The sequence below is a fragment of the Tenacibaculum sp. DPLXC6 genome (assembly GCF_056815515.1).
The window spans coordinates 576,796-595,637 of the sequence record NZ_CP141806.1; the positions used below are offsets into that span (position 1 = coordinate 576,796).

The 18,842-nt window shown below is 31.1% G+C and carries 18 protein-coding genes and 1 pseudogene; 10 read left to right on the forward strand and 9 right to left on the reverse strand.

Features of this window, described 5'->3' with window-relative positions; all coding sequences use genetic code 11:
* Positions 1–46 precede the first annotated feature (46 nt).
* The 6 genes from VCM48_RS02560 to VCM48_RS02585 form a co-directional block, all read right to left on the reverse strand.
* Positions 47–967 carry a UDP-3-O-(3-hydroxymyristoyl)glucosamine N-acyltransferase gene (locus VCM48_RS02560; protein ID WP_482271501.1) on the reverse strand — a complete coding sequence of 307 codons (921 nt, stop codon included), beginning with the start codon at positions 965–967 and terminating at the stop codon, positions 47–49.
* Between the two features lie 39 nt (positions 968–1,006).
* Positions 1,007–1,573, reverse strand: coding sequence for an elongation factor P (gene efp / locus VCM48_RS02565; RefSeq protein ID WP_047788759.1), 567 nt, complete (start codon positions 1,571–1,573; stop codon positions 1,007–1,009).
* Positions 1,574–1,617: 44 nt separating this feature from the next.
* Positions 1,618–2,403, reverse strand: a complete 786-nt coding sequence (lpxA, locus tag VCM48_RS02570) for an acyl-ACP--UDP-N-acetylglucosamine O-acyltransferase (protein ID WP_274639945.1) — start codon at positions 2,401–2,403, stop codon at positions 1,618–1,620.
* 1 nt (position 2,404) lies between these two features.
* Positions 2,405–3,796, reverse strand: coding sequence for a bifunctional UDP-3-O-[3-hydroxymyristoyl] N-acetylglucosamine deacetylase/3-hydroxyacyl-ACP dehydratase (locus VCM48_RS02575; RefSeq protein ID WP_274639946.1), 1,392 nt, complete (start codon positions 3,794–3,796; stop codon positions 2,405–2,407).
* A complete protein-coding gene (lpxD, locus tag VCM48_RS02580) occupies positions 3,789–4,829 on the reverse strand; it encodes a UDP-3-O-(3-hydroxymyristoyl)glucosamine N-acyltransferase (protein WP_482272233.1) in 1,041 nt (346 codons plus the stop codon). Before lpxD ends, VCM48_RS02575 begins: the two co-directional genes overlap by 8 nt.
* A 65-nt stretch (positions 4,830–4,894) precedes the next feature.
* Positions 4,895–6,127: an HD domain-containing protein gene (locus tag VCM48_RS02585; RefSeq protein WP_482271502.1), complete on the reverse strand. Its 1,233-nt coding sequence runs from the start codon at positions 6,125–6,127 to the stop codon at positions 4,895–4,897.
* Positions 6,128–6,279: 152 nt separating this feature from the next.
* On the opposite strand from VCM48_RS02585, the gene porX reads away from it, so the two are divergent.
* The 5 genes from porX to VCM48_RS02610 are packed head-to-tail and all read left to right on the forward strand — an operon-like array spanning position 6,280 to position 10,515.
* The gene (porX, locus tag VCM48_RS02590; RefSeq protein WP_274640043.1) at positions 6,280–7,827 is read left to right on the forward strand and encodes a T9SS response regulator signal transducer PorX; all 1,548 of its coding nucleotides are present in this window, start codon (positions 6,280–6,282) and stop codon (positions 7,825–7,827) included.
* Between the two features lie 31 nt (positions 7,828–7,858).
* Positions 7,859–8,446, forward strand: a complete 588-nt coding sequence (locus VCM48_RS02595) for a DUF1287 domain-containing protein (RefSeq protein WP_482271503.1) — start codon at positions 7,859–7,861, stop codon at positions 8,444–8,446.
* 41 nt (positions 8,447–8,487) lie between these two features.
* Positions 8,488–8,901, forward strand: a complete 414-nt coding sequence (gene tsaE / locus VCM48_RS02600; protein WP_482271504.1) for a tRNA (adenosine(37)-N6)-threonylcarbamoyltransferase complex ATPase subunit type 1 TsaE — start codon at positions 8,488–8,490, stop codon at positions 8,899–8,901.
* Between the two features lie 7 nt (positions 8,902–8,908).
* On the forward strand, positions 8,909–10,105 hold the full coding sequence (locus tag VCM48_RS02605) for an alanine dehydrogenase (RefSeq protein WP_274639951.1): 1,197 nt from the start codon (positions 8,909–8,911) through the stop codon (positions 10,103–10,105).
* A 38-nt stretch (positions 10,106–10,143) separates the two neighbouring features.
* A complete protein-coding gene (locus VCM48_RS02610; protein ID WP_482271505.1) occupies positions 10,144–10,515 on the forward strand; it encodes a DUF4258 domain-containing protein in 372 nt (123 codons plus the stop codon).
* Here VCM48_RS02610 and VCM48_RS02615 read toward each other — a convergent pair.
* Positions 10,512–11,111, reverse strand: coding sequence for a YdeI/OmpD-associated family protein (locus tag VCM48_RS02615; protein WP_482271506.1), 600 nt, complete (start codon positions 11,109–11,111; stop codon positions 10,512–10,514). The two genes, VCM48_RS02610 and VCM48_RS02615, sit on opposite strands and share 4 nt — an antisense overlap.
* Before the next feature lie 74 nt (positions 11,112–11,185).
* Complete coding sequence (locus tag VCM48_RS02620) at positions 11,186–13,381, reverse strand: RecQ family ATP-dependent DNA helicase (RefSeq protein ID WP_274639954.1); 2,196 nt, start codon at positions 13,379–13,381, stop codon at positions 11,186–11,188.
* Positions 13,382–13,527: 146 nt separating this feature from the next.
* On the opposite strand from VCM48_RS02620, the gene VCM48_RS02625 reads away from it, so the two are divergent.
* From VCM48_RS02625 to lptB, 4 genes and pseudogenes are all read left to right on the forward strand, one after another.
* Complete coding sequence (locus VCM48_RS02625; RefSeq protein ID WP_482271507.1) at positions 13,528–14,496, forward strand: KpsF/GutQ family sugar-phosphate isomerase; 969 nt, start codon at positions 13,528–13,530, stop codon at positions 14,494–14,496.
* A 1-nt stretch (position 14,497) separates the two neighbouring features.
* Positions 14,498–15,319, forward strand: a complete 822-nt coding sequence (gene tatC, locus VCM48_RS02630; protein ID WP_099214325.1) for a twin-arginine translocase subunit TatC — start codon at positions 14,498–14,500, stop codon at positions 15,317–15,319.
* Positions 15,294–15,641, forward strand: coding sequence for a carboxymuconolactone decarboxylase family protein (locus VCM48_RS02635; protein ID WP_099214324.1), 348 nt, complete (start codon positions 15,294–15,296; stop codon positions 15,639–15,641). Before tatC ends, VCM48_RS02635 begins: the two co-directional genes overlap by 26 nt.
* Before the next feature lie 86 nt (positions 15,642–15,727).
* Positions 15,728–16,462: pseudogene (gene lptB / locus VCM48_RS02640) on the forward strand (LPS export ABC transporter ATP-binding protein); the annotation flags it as partial.
* A gap of 546 nt (positions 16,463–17,008) precedes the next feature.
* On the opposite strand, the gene VCM48_RS02645 reads toward lptB, so the two are convergent.
* On the reverse strand, positions 17,009–17,770 hold the full coding sequence (locus VCM48_RS02645; protein WP_482271508.1) for a CDP-alcohol phosphatidyltransferase family protein: 762 nt from the start codon (positions 17,768–17,770) through the stop codon (positions 17,009–17,011).
* A 91-nt stretch (positions 17,771–17,861) separates the two neighbouring features.
* On the opposite strand from VCM48_RS02645, the gene VCM48_RS02650 reads away from it, so the two are divergent.
* Positions 17,862–18,839, forward strand: a complete 978-nt coding sequence (locus VCM48_RS02650) for a YheT family hydrolase (RefSeq protein WP_482271509.1) — start codon at positions 17,862–17,864, stop codon at positions 18,837–18,839.
* The last annotated feature ends 3 nt before the right edge of the window (positions 18,840–18,842 follow it).

An 18,842-nucleotide genomic window follows, 5' to 3' on the forward strand; every position in this document is an offset into this window, starting at 1 on the left:
CAGACAAAAATAACTTTTTAATTGTGTTTTCACAATTAATTTTAGGTTACTTTTTTTCTTTATTTGTTGCATTTTTTAAATAGATGACTTCCCTTAGTGTTTGACGATACTCACGTTGTGGAGTTCCATAATACACTCCTTTTTTAAGAGATTTCGAGACCCCTGTCTGTGCCATCAAAACAGTACCCTTTTCAATTGTTAAACCACTAATAATACCTACTTGTCCCCAAATTGTAACTTCATCTTCAATGACAGTACACCCTGCAATACCTGTTTGTGCAGCTATTAAACATTTTTTACCTATCACAGTATCGTGACCTATATGCACTTGGTTATCGATTTTAGTTCCTTTTCCTATTAATGTATCTCCAGTTACACCTCTATCAATAGTACATGAAGCTCCTAAATCTACATTATCTTCAAGTACTACTCTACCTCCAGATATTAATTTATCAAAGCCTTCTGGTCTATTTTTATAATAAAAAGCATCTGCTCCTAAAACGGTATTGGCGTGAACTGTTACATTATCTCCTATTATACAATTATTGTTAATTGACACATTAGCATGTATTAAACAATTTTTACCAATTCTTACATTCTCTCCAATGAAAACATTTGGTTGTATAACAGTATTTTCTCCTATAATAGCAGATTCAGCAATACTACTTTTTGATGCTATAAAAGGGTTAAAGTGTTTGGTTATTTTATTAAAATCTCTAAAAGGATCATCAGAAATTAATAATGATTTTCCTTCTGGACAATCTACTTTTTTGTTTATTAGTATTGTAGTAGCAGCTGATTTTAATGCTTTATCGTAGTATTTTGGATGATCTACAAAAACTATATCTCCCTTTTCTACTACATGAATTTCATTAATTCCTGTTATAGGAAAATTACTTTCTCCAACAAATTCAACATTTAATAACCCTGCTATTTGCTCTAGAGTTTGAGGTTGTTTAAATTTCATCTTTAAAAAGAAATTCCCGCTAAAGCGGGAATATTAAATTTATTCTTTGATACGCTCCGTATATGCGCCTTTTTCAGTATCGATCTTTATTTTGTCTCCTTCATTAATAAATAAAGGTACATTAATTCTAGCACCAGTTTCAACAGTTGCTGGTTTAGTAGCATTTGTTGCTGTATTTCCTTTTACTCCTGGCTCAGTATGTGTTACTTCTAAAATTACGTGTGATGGCATTTCTACTGATAATGGCATACCATCTTCTGTATTTATTAAAACAGTAACTACTTCACCTTCTTTCATTAAATCTGGTGCATCTAATACTGATTTTTGAAGTGTAATTTGGTTATAATCTTCCGTATTCATGAAGTGGTATAAATCTCCTTCAGGATATAAATACTGAAATTTATGCGTTTCTACACGAACGTCATCAATCTTATGCCCAGCAGAAAAAGTATTATCTATCACTTTTCCAGATGTAACACTTTTAAGTTTTGTACGAACAAAAGCAGGTCCTTTACCTGGTTTTACATGTAAAAACTCAATGATTTTAAATATGTCGTGATTATACTTTATACATAATCCTTTTTTAATATCTGATGTTGATGCCATTTATTTGATCTTTATAGTTGCTCTTATAAGTGCAATTTTACTAATTAATTTGCTTTAAAATATCCTTTCATGATTCCGCGATGCGAATCTTTTATAAATTGAATAATTTCATCTCTCTCTGAGGTTGCTTCCATTTCAGCTTCTATAATATCAATCGCTTGTGAGTTATTATAGTTCTTCTGAAATAAAATACGATAAACGTCCTGAATTTCTCTAATCTTTTCAGTTGTAAAACCTCTTCTTCTCAACCCTACTGAGTTAATTCCTACATATGACAAAGGCTCTCTTGCTGCTTTTACATAAGGAGGAACATCTTTACGAACTAACGACCCACCTGTTACAAAAGCATGATTTCCTACTGAAGCAAATTGATGTACTGCCACCATGCCTGCAAGTACCACATTATCACCCACTGTTACGTGACCTGCTAAAGTTGAATTATTTGAAAAAATACAGTTATCTCCCACTTTACAATCGTGCGCAATATGACAATACGCCATAATTAAACAGTTATCTCCAATAACTGTTTTCATTCTATCTGAAGTTCCTCTGTTAATGGTTACACACTCTCTTATAGTAACGTTGTCTCCTATTTCTACGGTCGTATCCTCATCATTATATTTTAAATCTTGAGGAATAGCTGAAATAACAGCACCTGGAAAAATTCGACAGTTTTTACCGATGCGCGCACCTTCCATAATAGTTACATTGGAACCTATCCATGTTCCTGAACCTATTTCTACATTTGCATGAATAGTAGTAAAAGGTTCAATAACTACATTTCTAGCTATTTTTGCTTGAGGGTGTACGTACGCAAGTGGTTGATTCATATTATTTTACTTTTGAAATTTGTGCCATAAGCTCTGCCTCACACACTAACTTTCCATTAGCGTATGCATAAGCTTGCATATGAGCAATACCTCTTCTTATAGGTGTGATTAATTCACTTTTAAATATTAATGTATCTCCTGGTAATACTTTCTGTTTGAACTTAACATTATCCATTTTCATGAAATATGTTAAGTAGTTTTCAGGATCTGGAACTGTATTTAATACTAAAACTCCACCACACTGTGCCATAGCCTCTACTTGAAGAACCCCAGGCATTACTGGAGCTCCAGGAAAATGTCCTACAAAGAAATCTTCATTCATAGTAACATTCTTCATCCCAACTACATGTTTATCTGATAATTCAATAATTCTGTCAATTAATAAGAATGGAGGTCTGTGAGGTAAAATATCCATTATTTTATGGATATCCATTAATGGTGGTTGGTTTAAATCATAAGAAGGAACATTATTTCTTTTTTCCTTTTTTATGATTTTAGCTAATTTCTTAGCAAAAGTAGTATTTACAGAATGTCCTGGCTTATTAGCTATTACTTTTCCTTTGATTCTAATACCTGTTAAAGCCAAATCACCAATAACATCTAACAACTTATGACGCGCAGCTTCATTAGCCCAATGTAATGTTAAGTTATCTAAAACTCCGTTAGGTTTTACAGTAATATTATCTTTATTAAAGGCTTTTTTTAACTTTTCCATTGTGCCATCAGACAATTCCTTGTCGACATAAACAATAGCATTATTCAAGTCTCCACCTTTAATTAAGTCATGTTCTAACAACATTTCAATTTCATGTAAGAAACTAAATGTTCTTGCTGCTGAAATTTCTTCTTTAAAGTCTGAAATCGTATTTAATGTTGCATTTTGAGTTCCTAATATTTTAGTTCCAAAATCTACCATAGTAGTTACTTGGTACTCATCTGAAGGCATTAAAATAATTTCACTTCCAGTTACTTCATCTTTGTATGAAATAATTTCTTTTACTACATACTCTTCTATCTCAGCTTCTTGTTCAACAATTCCTGCTTTTTCTAGAGCTTCAATAAAAAACTTAGAAGACCCATCCATAATTGGAGGTTCAGAAGCATTAATTTCTATCAATAAGTTATCAATATCTAATCCAACTGCTGCAGCTAAAACGTGTTCAGATGTTTGTATCTGAACTCCATTTTTTTCAAGGTTTGTTCCTCTTTGTGTGTTTGTTACATAATCAGCTTTTGCTTCTATTACTGGCTCCCCTTCTAAATCCACTCGCTTAAAAGCAAATCCATGATTTTCTGGAGCTGGTTTAAAAACCATTGTAACTTCATTACCAGTGTGTAATCCAACACCTGATAATGTAACTTCGTTTTGTATTGTTTTTTGTTTCTTACTCATTTTTTACTTTTTGAGCATTCAACTCTTTTTCTATTTTATGTATTGTAGTTGCTAATTTTGGTAAGTTTTTAAAGTGTACGTAAGACTTACTATAGTCTGAATATCCAAATGCTGGAGACCCTTGTACTACCTCTTCATCTTTTAAACTTTTTCCTATTCCTGATTGAGCTTGGATTTTTACATTGTTTCCAATGGTTATATGTCCAACTATACCTACTTGACCTCCAATCATACAGTTCTCTCCTATTTTAGTAGATCCTGCAATTCCTGTTTGAGAAGCTATAACGGTATTTTTACCAATTTCAACATTATGAGCTATTTGAATCTGGTTATCTAATTTTACTCCTTTACGAATTATTGTTGATCCAAGAGTAGCTCTATCAATAGTTGAATTAGACCCCACATCTACGTTATCTTCTATAATAACGTTTCCTATTTGTGGTATTGCTTTATACTCACCATTTTCATCTGGTGCAAATCCAAAACCGTCTGCTCCAATTACTGTTCCTGAATGAATTTTACAGTTTTTACCTACTACAGTTTCAGAATATATTTTTACTCCTGCAAAAACAACTGTATTATCACCAATTGTTACATTATCTCCTATATAAGAATTAGGATAAATTTTAACATTATTACCTAAAACTACATTTTCACCAACATAAGCATAAGCTCCTATGTACTCATTATCTCCAATAGTAACTGAATTAGCTATAAAATGAGGATTTTCTCTTCCTTGCTTATTATTTTTCACTTCATTGTAAAACTCTAAAAGTTTTGAAAATGCTTTATAAGCATCTTCAACCTTAATTAAAGTAGTTTCAATTTCCTTTTCAGGAACAAAACTCTTATTTACAATAGCTACTGATGCTTGAGTTGTATATATATACGAGTTATACTTTGGATTTGATAAAAAGGTTAATGAACCTTCTTTGCCTTCTTCTATCTTAGAAAGTGTAGATACTTCAGCTTCCGGATTCCCTTCAATCTCTCCTTCTAAAATATTGGCTATTTGTTTTGCTGTAAATTTCATTATCTGCAAAAGTAATTATTTTTGTTCAAATACCTCTCGATTAGAATTTGTTTCTAAGTATTCGTCTAGTTTATTTTCTTAGGGTAACAAAGGTAATACTTCACTACAGGCTTTGTCAATGCTTTAAGGTTTAGCTGGTCAGAAGCTTTTGCTATATCTTTTAGCTTACCTTTTTTTGTGTAAATTTTAATTGGCTTTTTGGTATTATATGCTTGGTGCTTTATTTCATTTGAAAAAACAAAATATTCAAGTTCTTTTTCACTTAAATCTACAAGCTTTCTTAATTTTTTACGCCTCTTTTCAATATACTCCTCAGTAAATGATTTCTCCTGAATTTCAATCTTTAACAAACTTCTATCAATGATTTTTGTGGCTAGAGTAGACAAAATAAAATCCTCATGATTCTTCCATTCTTTTATTGCTGATAAAACATCATAGTCGTCTAGCTCAGAAAATATTTCTAATGTTTTATTTGAAAAATTCTCTTTATTTATCGGATTATATAAAAAATACCTAAGAGCTCTGCTAGAAGGAAGCTCCACTCCTTTTGTAGCTAGCTCCTTTGCTCTTTTTAATATACTAACCAGAAGATTTTCTGCTACTAAGCCAGTTTTATGTAAATAAACTTGCCAATACATTAGGCGTCTCGCTATAACAAATTTCTCTACTGAATAAATTCCTTTTTGTTCAATTACTAATTCGTTATCCACTACATTCATCATTGCTATTAAACGATCTGATGAAATGTTTCCTTCCGCTACTCCAGTAAAAAAACTATCTCTTTTTAAATAATCTAATCGGTCAATATCTAATTGACTTGATATTAATTGGTATAAAAATTTACGTGGGTGTTTCCCTTCAAATACTTGAATAGCTAAACTTAACTTTCCTTCAAATTCATCATTCAAGGCTTTCATAAATTTTAATGAAATTTCTTCATGAGTAATTTCATTAACAATACTATGTTCTAATGCATGTGAATATGCTCCATGACCTATATCATGTAATAAAATAGCTATATATAAAGCATTTGCTTCTTTTTCTGAAATTTCGACATTTTTCATTCGTAACACATGTACAGCTTTTTGCATTAAATGCATACAACCTATTGCATGATGAAAACGAGTATGATTAGCTCCAGGATATACTAAATTTGATAGCCCCATCTGTGTTACTCTACGTAACCTTTGAAAATAAGGATGCTCAATAATATCAAAAATTAGGGAGTTTGGAATCGAGATAAATCCATAAATAGGATCGTTAATTATCTTTAATTTGTTGGTTTTTGATTTCTTCAAAATGTATAAATCCTTGAATTTTAAACAAAAAAATCATAATTTATCTACAAAACCAAATTAACCAGCGTTTAATTAACGTATTTTTAGCTTTTATAAACACAACAAAACTACTTTTAACCGTTATTTAGGTAGAAAACAAGTTAAAAATTATGATGAGAAACATACATATTCTTTGGGTAGATGACGAAATAGATTTATTAAAACCACATATATTATTTTTAGAAAAAAAAGATTACAAAGTTACAACCTGTACTAATGGTACTGATGCTATTGATTTAGTTAGTGAAAATAATTTTGATATTGTTTTTTTAGATGAAAACATGCCTGGTATTACAGGTTTAGAAACACTATCTGATATTAAACAAAAAAACACAAATCTCCCTGTGGTTATGATTACCAAAAGTGAGGAAGAGTATCTGATGGAGGAAGCAATTGGGTCTAAGATTGCAGACTACTTAATTAAGCCAGTGAATCCTAATCAAATATTATTAAGTTTAAAAAAGAATTTAGACCACTCTCGTTTAATTTCTGAAAAAACTACGTCAAGTTACCAACAAGAATTTAGGAAAATTTCTATGGATTTAGCTATGGTAAATTCTTATGAGGAGTGGGCTGAACTATATAAAAAACTAGTTCATTGGGAGCTTGAATTAGAAAATATTAATGACACTGGAATGTTAGAGATTTTAGAGTCTCAAAAATCTGAAGCTAACTCACAATTTTTTAAATTCATTAAAAAGAATTACCAACACTGGTTAACTGGAGATGATAAGCCTACATTTTCGCACACACTTTTTAAAGATTATATAGTACCAAACTTATCGAAAAACCAAGGTGTTTTATGGGTAGTAATTGACAACCTTCGTTATGACCAATACAGGGTTTTAGAACCTTTCATCAATAATTATTTTAAAAAGGAAGAGGAATATTCATACTACAGTATTTTACCTACAGCTACTCAATATGCTCGTAATGCTATATTCTCTGGCTTAATGCCCTCTGAAATGGAAAAAAGACATCCAAATTATTGGAAAAATGATATTGATGAAGGAGGTAAAAACTTATTTGAAGCTGATTTTTTAGAAGAGCAAATAAAACGTTTAGGGCTGAATATTACACATGAATATTACAAAATAGTTTCTTTAAAAAGTGGAAAAGATTTAGCTGATAATTATAACGGAACGCGACAAAATGACCTTACAGCTGTAGTATACAACTTTGTTGATATGCTTTCACATGCTAAGACTGAAATGGAAGTTATCAAGGAGCTGGCTGGTGATGATAAAGCCTATCGATCTTTAACTGTAAGCTGGTTCAAAAACTCTCCTCTTTATGATATTATTCAAAAGGCTCAAAAATTAGGACAAAAGTTAATCATTACAACCGATCATGGTACTATAAATTGTAAGCACCCTACTAAAGTTATTGGTGATAAGAATATTAGTTCTAACTTACGATATAAAACTGGTAGAAGTTTAAGTTATGAAGACAAAGATGTATACGCGGTTAAAAACCCAAAAGATATTTTCTTGCCCTCAGTAGCTATTAACAGTCCTTTTATATTTACAAAAGAAGATCTGTTTTTTGCTTACCCAAACAATTATAATCACTTTGTAAAGTATTATAAAAACACTTATCAACATGGAGGAATTTCACTGGAAGAGATGATTATTCCTTGTGCTGTTTATAATCCAAAGTAGCTTTTTAGCTTTTTTTAAAATTAGTGTTGACATGAAAATTAAGTTTCAGTTTCTATTATTTTTATCTTTTTTTGCTTGCTCCCACTCTTTAATAGCTCAAGAAAATAAACTTTCTACTGCTGCTTTAGAGCTGACAAAAAATAAAGTTACTTACGATCCTAGTTACTTCTCTATGCCTTACCCTAAAGGAGATGTTCCAAAAGGCAAAGGAGTTTGTACTGATGTTATTATTCGCGCCTATCGTAAATTAGGAGTAGATTTACAGCAAGAAGTTCATGAAGATATGAAAGCTAACTTTTCATTGTATCCTAAAATATGGGGACTTAAAAGTACTGACACTAATATAGACCATAGAAGAGTACCTAATTTAATGATCTTTTTTAAAAGAAAAGGAACTATTAAGAAAACTACTAAAAACCCTAATAATTATTTACCTGGAGATATTGTTTGTTGGAGTTTAGGAGGAGGGTTAACTCATATTGGGATAGTTTCATCTAAAAAATCACCAACCAATAATCAACAATACTTGATAGTACATAACATTGGAGCTGGTCAAGTTTTAGAAGATTGTTTATTCAATTTTAAAATTATTGGTCATTATAGCTATAAGAACAAATAAACTATAGTAATTTACCATCTACTTCTTTATTTTTGCTACTTATGAACAGAGATTATTCACTAAACGAATTAACAGCTGTAGCTGAAGAAATCATAGCTACTACCCAACATAAAATTCTACTTTTTTATGGAGAAATGGGCGTTGGTAAAACAACTTTAATAAAAGAAATATGTAAAGTTTTGGGTGTAGAAGATATTGCCCATTCTCCTACTTTTTCACTAGTTAATGAGTATAAGACTTCCTCTAACGAAACAGTATATCATTTTGATTTTTACCGTATTGAAAAAGAAGAAGAAGCGTATGACATGGGAATTGAAGATTATTTATACAGTAATAATTGGTGCTTAGTTGAGTGGCCTGAGAATGTTAAAAATTTACTACCTTTAGATACTGTTTCAATATCAATTAGTTTGCTAGAAAACGGGCAACGAAACATTCAATTAAAAACTAACTAAATTTTAGATGGGTTCTATTTCACCTTTTACCAAAGAGCAGTTAATGCCACAAACCGAAATGCTTGAAATTAAAAAGCAAAAAGGAGATTTATTTATAGGTTTACCAAAAGAAACTCATTTTGAAGAAAAACGAATTAGTTTGTCTCCCGATGCAGTTGCTGCATTAGTCGCTCACGGACATAGGATTGTGATTGAGACTGGTGCTGGTGATGGAGCTAATTACAGTGATCAAGAATATTCTGATGCTGGAGCTAAGATATCCTATGACGTTAAAGAAGCTTTTGCTTGTAATATTGTATTAAAGGTAGAGCCACCATCTTTAGAGGAAATTAAAATGTTAAACCCACAAACGGTTTTAATTTCTGCTCTACAATTAAAAACACAAGACAAAAAATACTTTGAAGCACTTGCTAAAAAAAGAGTAACAGCAATTGCTTTTGACTATATTAAAGATGAGCATGGCGTATTTCCTATAGTAAAATCATTAAGTGAAATTGCAGGAATCGCTTCTATGCACATTGCTGCAGAGCTTATGACAGCTTCTAATGGAGGAAATGGTTTACTACTAGGTAATATAGGAGGTGTTCCTCCTACTGATGTTGTTATTTTAGGAGCAGGAACAGTTGGGGAATTTGCTGCTAAAACAGCCATAGGTTTAGGAGCGCGAGTAAAAGTTTTTGACAACTCAATAACTAAGCTTCGTAACTTACAATCATGTGTACAAGCACCTATTTACACTTCAACGATTCAACCTAAAACCTTACAAAAAGCTTTAATGCGATGTGATGTTGCTATTGGGGCTATTAGAGGAAAAGATCGCTCTCCTGTAGTTGTTACCGAGGAAATGATTGAACAAATGAAAGATGGAGCTGTTATTGTTGATGTAAGTATTGATAGAGGTGGTTGTTTTGAAACCTCTCAAGTTACTACACATAGTAAGCCTACATTTGCTAACCATGGAGTAATTCATTATTGTGTTCCTAATATTCCTTCAAGGTATTCTAGAACCGCTTCTGTATCTATCAGTAATATATTTACACCTTATTTATTAGAAATTGCTGAAGAAGGAGGTTTTGAAAATGCTGCTCGTTTTGATAAAAGTTTGCGTAATGGAATGTATTTTTATCATGGAATTTTAACCAATAAAACTGTAGCAGACTGGTTTGACCTTCCTTACAGAGATATTAATTTATTGATTTTATAGTTCTATTTTACTTACTTTTGCACTTCAATTTTTAAATTATGCAGTGGTTAAAACGTGTTGGTTATTATTTAATAGGAATTGCCCTAGGTAGTTTAGTTGTTCTTTTTATTTGGAAAGGTAAAGATGTTTCTTTTGACTATGGAATGGACGCTCGTACTTTAAAAACAATTAGAATTAAAAAGCGTTTGTTTTCTGATAATGCTCAGCAAATATTAGCAACTTCTAAAATTGATACCGCTACTATTTCTACTATTTTAAATCACGGAGATGTAGATTTTGGAAAAAGTAAGCCTCGTTTAAAGCCTTGTGCAGAATACTTTATTACAGGTAAAGACAGTTTAAATCATATCAATTTATATGTTATACGTTGTGATTCAACCGCTACAATTGATAAAATTACTATTAACTAACAGTTTTTATTTTTATACTTATCATACAAACCAATTCCATTTAGTATCATTGGAATTATTTTTTCAAGTCTTTTTTCTTTCGTAGTCTCTCTCTTAGCCTCAGAAATATAATCGGTAAACTCCCTTTGTTTACTTAAAATAAGTCGACTGAAAGCTTCTTTTAGTCTATCATTTCTATCTAGCTCTAACTGTAATTTTTCTGGAATAACTATAGGTTTGATATTCTTTTTAGGTTTTAACTCTTTTCCTTCTTCTGAGTTTTTAATAGCCTCTAATACATATTGTTTTATCAATACTATATTAATCTCATCCAATTGATTAAATCTCCATTGACGCATTGCTTGTGTTTTTCCTTCTTGAGCATTTTCCAATACTTCTTCTTTATCAGTTAAAAAGCAACCTTGAAAAAACCATAAGCCACAATAATTTTTAAAAGCAGATAAACCAACTATATTTTTACCTTTATACACATAAACAGGAGCTCCCCACTTAATGGTTTCATCTACAGGGAGATCTAAAAAAACAGAACGCAAGAGATTTAACTCTTGCGTCCAATTACTTTTATCTTCTATATATTCTGATACTCTAGGATTCATTTTGCTATTTATTCTTCTAAAAACATCTTCCAGCTTACACCAAACTTACCTATTAGTATATTACTTAGTTATTTTTAGTTAGCTATTTCACTTGTAAATTTAATACGCATTAATCGCAATTCATCATCATCATAATCTCCATCAAACTCATCTAAGGCTTCTTGAATTTTATCAGTTTCAGCTTCCATAAAATAATCATGGATTTCTTCCTGTTGATCTTCATCAAGTAAGTCATCTACAGCATAATCGATATTTAACTTAGTTCCAGAAAATACAATAGCCTCCATTTCTTTTATCAACTCAGACATTTCTAAACCTTTAGATTTTGCGATATCTTCTAGAGGTAATTTTCTATCTGTATTTTGAATGATATAAAGTTTTAATCCAGAATTTACTCCTGTACTCTTAACTATTAAATCATCAGGACGCATAATTTCATTGTCTTCCACATATTTTGAAATGAGTGCAACGAAATCTTTACCGTATTTTTTAGCTTTACCCTCTCCAACACCATGAACTTTTGCTAATTCATCTAATGTTACAGGGTATTTTAATGCCATATCATCTAAAGATGGATCTTGAAAAACAGCAAAAGGCGGTACTCCTAAACGTTTTCCTACAGTTTTCCTTAAATCTTTCAACATCGCTACCAACTTATCATCTACTCCTCCTGCAGACTTTTCATTAGTAATAATAGTACCATCATCCGCTGTCTTATAAACATGATTTTCTGTCATCATAAATGATGATGGATTTTTTATAAACTCTTTACCTTCTTTAGTTAGCTTTAATACACCATACTGTTCTATTTCTTTCTTAATTAAATCCGCCACTAGTACTTGACGAATTAAAGCCATCCAGTAATGATTGTCTTTTGCTTTACCAACACCAAAAAAAGGTTGAATATTTGTTTTGTGAGACTTTAACAATGCATTTTCTTTACCTATTATTGTATTTACAATTTCTTTAGGCTTATACATTTCGCTAGTATCTCTAATAACAGAAAGTAAGGTTACTACTTCATCTTTTGCTTCGTGCTTTTTCTTAGGATTTCGCATATTGTCATCCATATCAGCACCTTCTCCATTTACTTCATCAAATTCTTCTCCAAAATAGTGAAGTAAGTATTTACGCCTGTTCATTGACGTTTCTGCATACCCAACAACTTCTTGTAAAAGAGCATGCCCTACTTCTTGTTCTGCTACTGGCTTGTTAGCCATGAATTTTTCAAGCTTTTCAATATCTTTATATGAGTAAAAAGTTAAACAATAACCTTCTCCTCCATCACGACCAGCTCTACCTGTTTCTTGATAATAACTCTCTAAACTTTTAGGAATGTCATGGTGTATTACAAAACGAACATCAGGTTTATCAATCCCCATACCGAAAGCAATTGTAGCTACTACAACATCACAATCTTCCATCAAAAACATGTCTTGATGCTTAACACGTGTTTTTGCATCTAATCCTGCATGGTAAGGAACTGCATTTATTCCGTTCACTTGTAAAATTTGAGCTATTTCTTCTACTTTTTTACGACTTAAACAGTATATGATTCCAGATTTCCCTATTCGTTGTTTTATAAAGCGAATTATATCTTTTTCTACCTCTTTAGTCTTTGGTCTAACTTCGTAGAATAAATTTGATCTGTTAAAAGATGCTTTAAATACATTCGCATCCGTCATTCCAAGAGTTTTAAGAATATCCTCTTGTACTTTTTCTGTTGCGGTTGCTGTTAAACCAATAATTGGTACGTTATCAATCTGCTTAATAATATTTCTTAGATTTCGGTATTCAGGCCTAAAATCGTGCCCCCATTCAGAAATACAGTGCGCTTCATCAATCGCTACAAACGATATTTTTTGCTTCCTAAGGAACTCAGCATATTCTTCTTTTATTAAAGATTCAGGAGCTACATACAATAATTTTGTAATTCCAGATTCAATATCTGATTTTACCTGGGCAATCTCTGATTTGTTTAACGAAGAGTTTAATACATGGGCTATTCCATGGTTTTCAGAAATTCCTCTAATGGCATCTACTTGATTTTTCATTAAGGCAATTAATGGTGATACCACAATTGCTGTACCTTCCTTCATTAAGGCAGGTAATTGATAACATAGCGACTTACCACCACCAGTAGGCATAATAACAAATGTGTTTTTATTTGCTAACACACTGTTAACTACATCTTCTTGTAGCCCTTTAAACTGGTTAAATCCGAAGATTTTTTTTAATGATCCATATAAATCCGTCTGCTCTTTATTCATCTTCTAATATCAAAAATTAAAAACGAGAACTAATTTACAAAAATTCCCAACAATACATAACGTAAACTTTCTTTTTATTAAAAAAGATTTTCTTCTCAAATATTCCTATTTTTACACTTTAAAAATATACTTAAAACTTTTTTAACTTGAAAGACGCAAACGCTATTCTCTCAACCGCAAAAGATACTATTCTTTTAGAAAGTAATGCTATTGCTAATTTAGCAAATTTATTAAATAGCTCGTTTACGGACGCTGTTAATTTTATATTTAATTCAAAAGGGCGTGTTATTGTAACTGGTATTGGAAAAAGTGCCAATATTGCTACTAAAATGGTAGCTACTTTTAACTCAACAGGTACACCTGCTGTTTTTATGCATGCTGCTGATGCTATACATGGTGATTTAGGTAATGTGCAGGATGATGATGTGGTGATTTGTATTTCTAAAAGTGGGAATACTCCTGAAATAAAAGTGTTGGTACCTTTAATTAAAAACTATAACAATAAAATTATAGCTATAACAGGAAACCCTGATTCTTTCTTAGGAAAAAATGCCGACTTCCTTTTAAATTCTTTTGTAGATAAAGAGGCTTGTCCTAACAACTTAGCTCCTACAACAAGTACTACAGCTCAATTAGTTTTAGGGGACGCTTTAGCCGTTTGTTTATTAGAATTAAGAGGTTTTACTAGTAGTGATTTTGCAAAATATCACCCTGGAGGAGCTTTAGGAAAACGTCTGTATTTAAGAGTTTCTGATCTTATTAAAAATAATGAATTACCAAAAGTAAAAAGTACAGATAAAGTTACTCAAGTAATTGTTGAAATATCAGAAAAACGCTTAGGTGTAACTGCCGTTGTTGATAATGATAAAATTGCAGGAATTATTACCGATGGAGATATTCGTAGAATGCTAAGTAAAACGACAAAAATAGACGAGCTTACTGCTACTGATATTATGAGTACTACCCCAAAGACAATAGACGTAGATGCTATGGCTGTTGAAGCTTTAGATACTTTAGAGAACAACAATATTACCCAAATTTTAGTTACTGATGCAGACAACAATTATGTAGGTGTGGTACACTTACATGATTTAATTAAAGAAGGAATATTTTAAGATGGCAGAAAAGGAAATGTCTTTTTTAGACCATCTTGAAGAACTAAGATGGCATTTAGTAAGGAGTTTTGCAGCTATTTTTGTAGTAGCAATCGTCATTTTTGCAAATATTAATTTTGTTTTTAATGAGATTCTTTTAGCTCATTTAAAACCTGATTTTGCAACGTATCAATTCTTTTGTAAAGTATTTTCTTCTATTGGAATTGATAGTAGTTTTTGCACTATTAAATTTAAACAAACACTTCAAGCTTTAAATCCTACTCAACAATTAATGACAGGAATTTGGTCTTCTCTAATTTTAGGGTTTGTAGTTGCTTTTCCTTATATTTTATGGGAGTTTTGGCGATTTATAGCTCCTGGGTTGCATGAAAGCGAAAAGAAAAAATCAAAAGGTTTTATTTTCACCTCTTCTTTTCTGTTCTTTCTAGGGATTTTATTTAGCTATTACGTTATTTTACCAATGTCTGTATACTTCTTTTACAACTTTGAAATATCAGACGCTATACAAAACAATTTTAAGTTAGAGGCTTACATTAGCCTTATTACAAATACATTATTGGGTGTTGCTATATTTTTTGAACTTCCTGTCGTTATTTTCTTCCTAACTAAAATAGGATTAATTACACCAGAGTTTTTACGAAAATATCGTAAACATGCATTAGTCGTGGTATTGGTATTATCTGCTATTATTACTCCACCAGATGTGGCTAGTCAAGTAATTGTATCAGTACCTATCATGATTTTATATGAAATGAGTATTTATGTATCAAAATTTGTCTTAAAACAACAACAAAAGAATGTCACAAAAAGTCCAAGAGTTTAACGACTATCGTGCTAAAATGAACGAAAAGATTTTAGCATCAGATAATAAAGTAATCAAACGTATTTTTAACTTAGATACCAATGCTTTTACCGAAGGACATCTACCTGTTAAAACTAAAGAATTACTAGGTTTGGTAGCATCTGCAGTATTACGTTGTGATGACTGTATTGCTTATCATTTAAAAACAGCCCACCAAAATGGTGTAACCAAAGAAGAAATGATGGAAACTATGAGTATTGCCACATTAGTAGGTGGAACTATTTTAATTCCTCATTTACGAAGAGCTGTAGAGTTTTGGGAGGCATTAGAAAACGAAGCTTAATTTATACATATATTGATTTAAGAAGTTTTTAAGAAACAGTTTTGTTACTTTTATACCTTAATCAATTCCATTTTCAACAATAATAAATGAAGTTAAGAGCAGACAACATACAAAAGATATACGGTAGTAGAAAAGTAGTAAAAGGAATTTCTTTGGAAGTTGAGCAAGGTGAAATTATTGGATTACTTGGTCCTAACGGAGCTGGTAAAACGACCTCTTTCTATATGATTGTAGGTATGATTAAACCTAACGATGGTCATATTTTTCTAGATAATGAAGAAATTACTACTGATGCAATGTATAAACGTTCTCAAAAAGGAATTGGTTATTTAGCACAAGAAGCTTCTGTTTTTAGAAAGCTTTCAGTAGAAGATAATATCATGTCAGTTCTTGAATTTACTGATAGAACTAAAGCTGAAAGAAAACAACGCCTAGAAGAGTTAATAGATGAATTTAGTTTAGGACATGTACGTAAAAACCGTGGTGATCTATTGTCTGGTGGTGAACGTCGTAGAACAGAAATTGCACGTTGTTTAGCTTCTGACCCTAAATTTATTTTATTAGATGAACCTTTTGCTGGTGTCGACCCAATTGCTGTAGAAGATATTCAAGGAATTGTAGCACAATTGAAAAATAAAAATATAGGTATTTTAATTACCGATCATGATGTGCAGGCTACTCTTGCAATTACTGATAGAACTTACCTAATGTATAATGGGGGGATTTTAAAAGAAGGAACTCCCGAAGAGCTTGCTGAAGACGAAACTGTTCGTAGAGTATATCTTGGAAAGGATTTTGAGCTTAAGAAGAAAAAATTCGATAATCAAGCTGTAACACAAAATCATTTCATAATTGAGAACGCAAAAGAAGAAGATCTTTTCTCCTCTTTTTCTAAAGTCTATCATAACCAAAACTTAAAAGATGGTTTTAAGCTGTATAGAAAAAAAGGGAATACTAATTCTTTTCTTGTTATACCTGCGGATAATATGAGTTTCATCGATTTCTGTAATTTATGTATTGATATAGAAGGTTTAAATGTAAAAGGGAATATCAAAGTGTCTGATCATAGCTATAAAAAAATAGCTAATTATAATGACTGGTGTAACTTTGAAATAGGTACAGATAAAGTTACATTAACCAATAGAAATAACGAAAGTTGGGATATCTACAAAAAAGGAGATTTTACGAAAAATAAACTTATGGATAAGGTCTTTGCTGAAGATAAAATATCTTTAGAAAATTATCATTTCATAAGTAACATTTTTGAACCTCAAAAAAACACCTAAAAAATAATTTTCAAAATCAAAACAAAAAAGCACGTTGGATTCACAACGTGCTTTTTTGTTTTATTTAAGATGTAACTTATTCTATTTTGAAGAGAGTTTTTTATCTGAGTTATTTACAATAGACAATACTACATATGATAGTATTATCATTGGAATTGCAACTATTTTTAAAGTAATAATTAATATAATTGATAAAGCTAAAAACACATACTTAATCACATTATCTTTAAAATAAAAATTTTTAAACTTCAAGGAGAACAACGGTATTTCAGCATTCATTAAATACGTAAACAACACTGTAAGTAATATTAAAAAGTATTGATTTTCAATAAAACTTATTAAAAACGATTCTTTATCAAACTGGGCTATTAATGGTAAAGAAATCACAAACAAGCTCATAGCTGGTGTTGGTACTCCAATAAAACTATCCGATTGACGCTCATCAATATTAAACTTTGCTAAACGATATCCTGCTCCTAATGTTAGCAATAAGCCTAAATAAGGCAAATTACTTCCTGTTGCTCCATATTCATCAACTCCAAAGTATCCAACAGCATCTACATCTATAGCATTTACCAACATTTGCATCATTACAATCCCAGGCACTACTCCACTTGTTACCATATCAGCTAAACTATCTAACTGTTTACCTAATTCACCTTGTACCTTTAACATACGAGCTGCAAACCCATCAAAAAAATCAAAAAGTATCCCAAGCATTACTAATATTGCCGTAGCAAAAAAATCACCTTTTATGGCAAAAATGGTAGCAATAGTACCACACAACAAGTTTCCTAAGGTTAATAAATTTGGAATATATTTTTTGACATTCATAGTACTCATAAATTTACAGCTAAAATAATAAATCATTCAATGGTTTTTACATTTTAGCTATTTTTTGTCATCTTTGTTTAAAAAGCTATTACTTAGTATTATGCCAATTATCTCAGATACATTCTCTCCTAGCCTCCCATTTAAAAGTGCTCATTTTAACACTGTTTATCGTCCGTTATTCATGAAAGACACTATTGAATATAAACGAAAAAGAATTACAACGTGGGATGCTGATTTTATTGATTTAGACTTTTCTTTCGTGGAATCTAACACTATTGTGCTATTAATTCATGGACTAGAAGGAAGTTCTCAGTCAAATTATATGATTACAACATCTAACCATCTAAACAGTTTAGGTTTTGATACAGTTTGTATGAATTTAAGAGGTTGTAGCGGAGAAGATAATTTACTTTTGGAAACCTATCATAGCGGAAAAACAGACGATGTTAGTTTCATCATTAAATACTTAAAAAAACATTATGATTATGACAATATTATAATCACAGGGTTTAGTTTAGGAGGAAATCTAACTTTAAAATATTTAGGGGAATACAGTGATATTCCTTCAGAAGTTAAAGGAGGAATAGCTGTATCTGTTCCTGTTGATTTAACCTCTTCTCAAGCGGAACTAAATAAATTAAAAAACAAAATTTACCTAAATGAGTTTTTAAAAACTATGAAGTTAAAGCTCTTACACAAAGCAAAAAAGTTCCCTGACTTCAAATTAAATAAAGAACTCTTATTTAAAGCTAGTAAATTTAGACATTTAGAAAAACAGTACACCGTACCTGTTTTTGGCTTTGAAAGTTCCGAGGATTATTGGCTAAAAGCAAGTGCTAAGCCTTTTATTCCAGAAATTAAGGTTCCAACATTACTTATTAATGCTTTAGATGATAGTTTTTTATCAAAAGAATGCTACCCTATAAAAGAAGCTAAGCAAATGAAAAACTTTTATCTCTCTACACCAAATTATGGCGGACATGTAGGTTTTATGTCTTCTTTTTCTAGCACAGAAAACAGATGGCTAGAACAACGTATTTCAAGATTTATAAATGAAATTCTTGGAATTGAATATTAAACA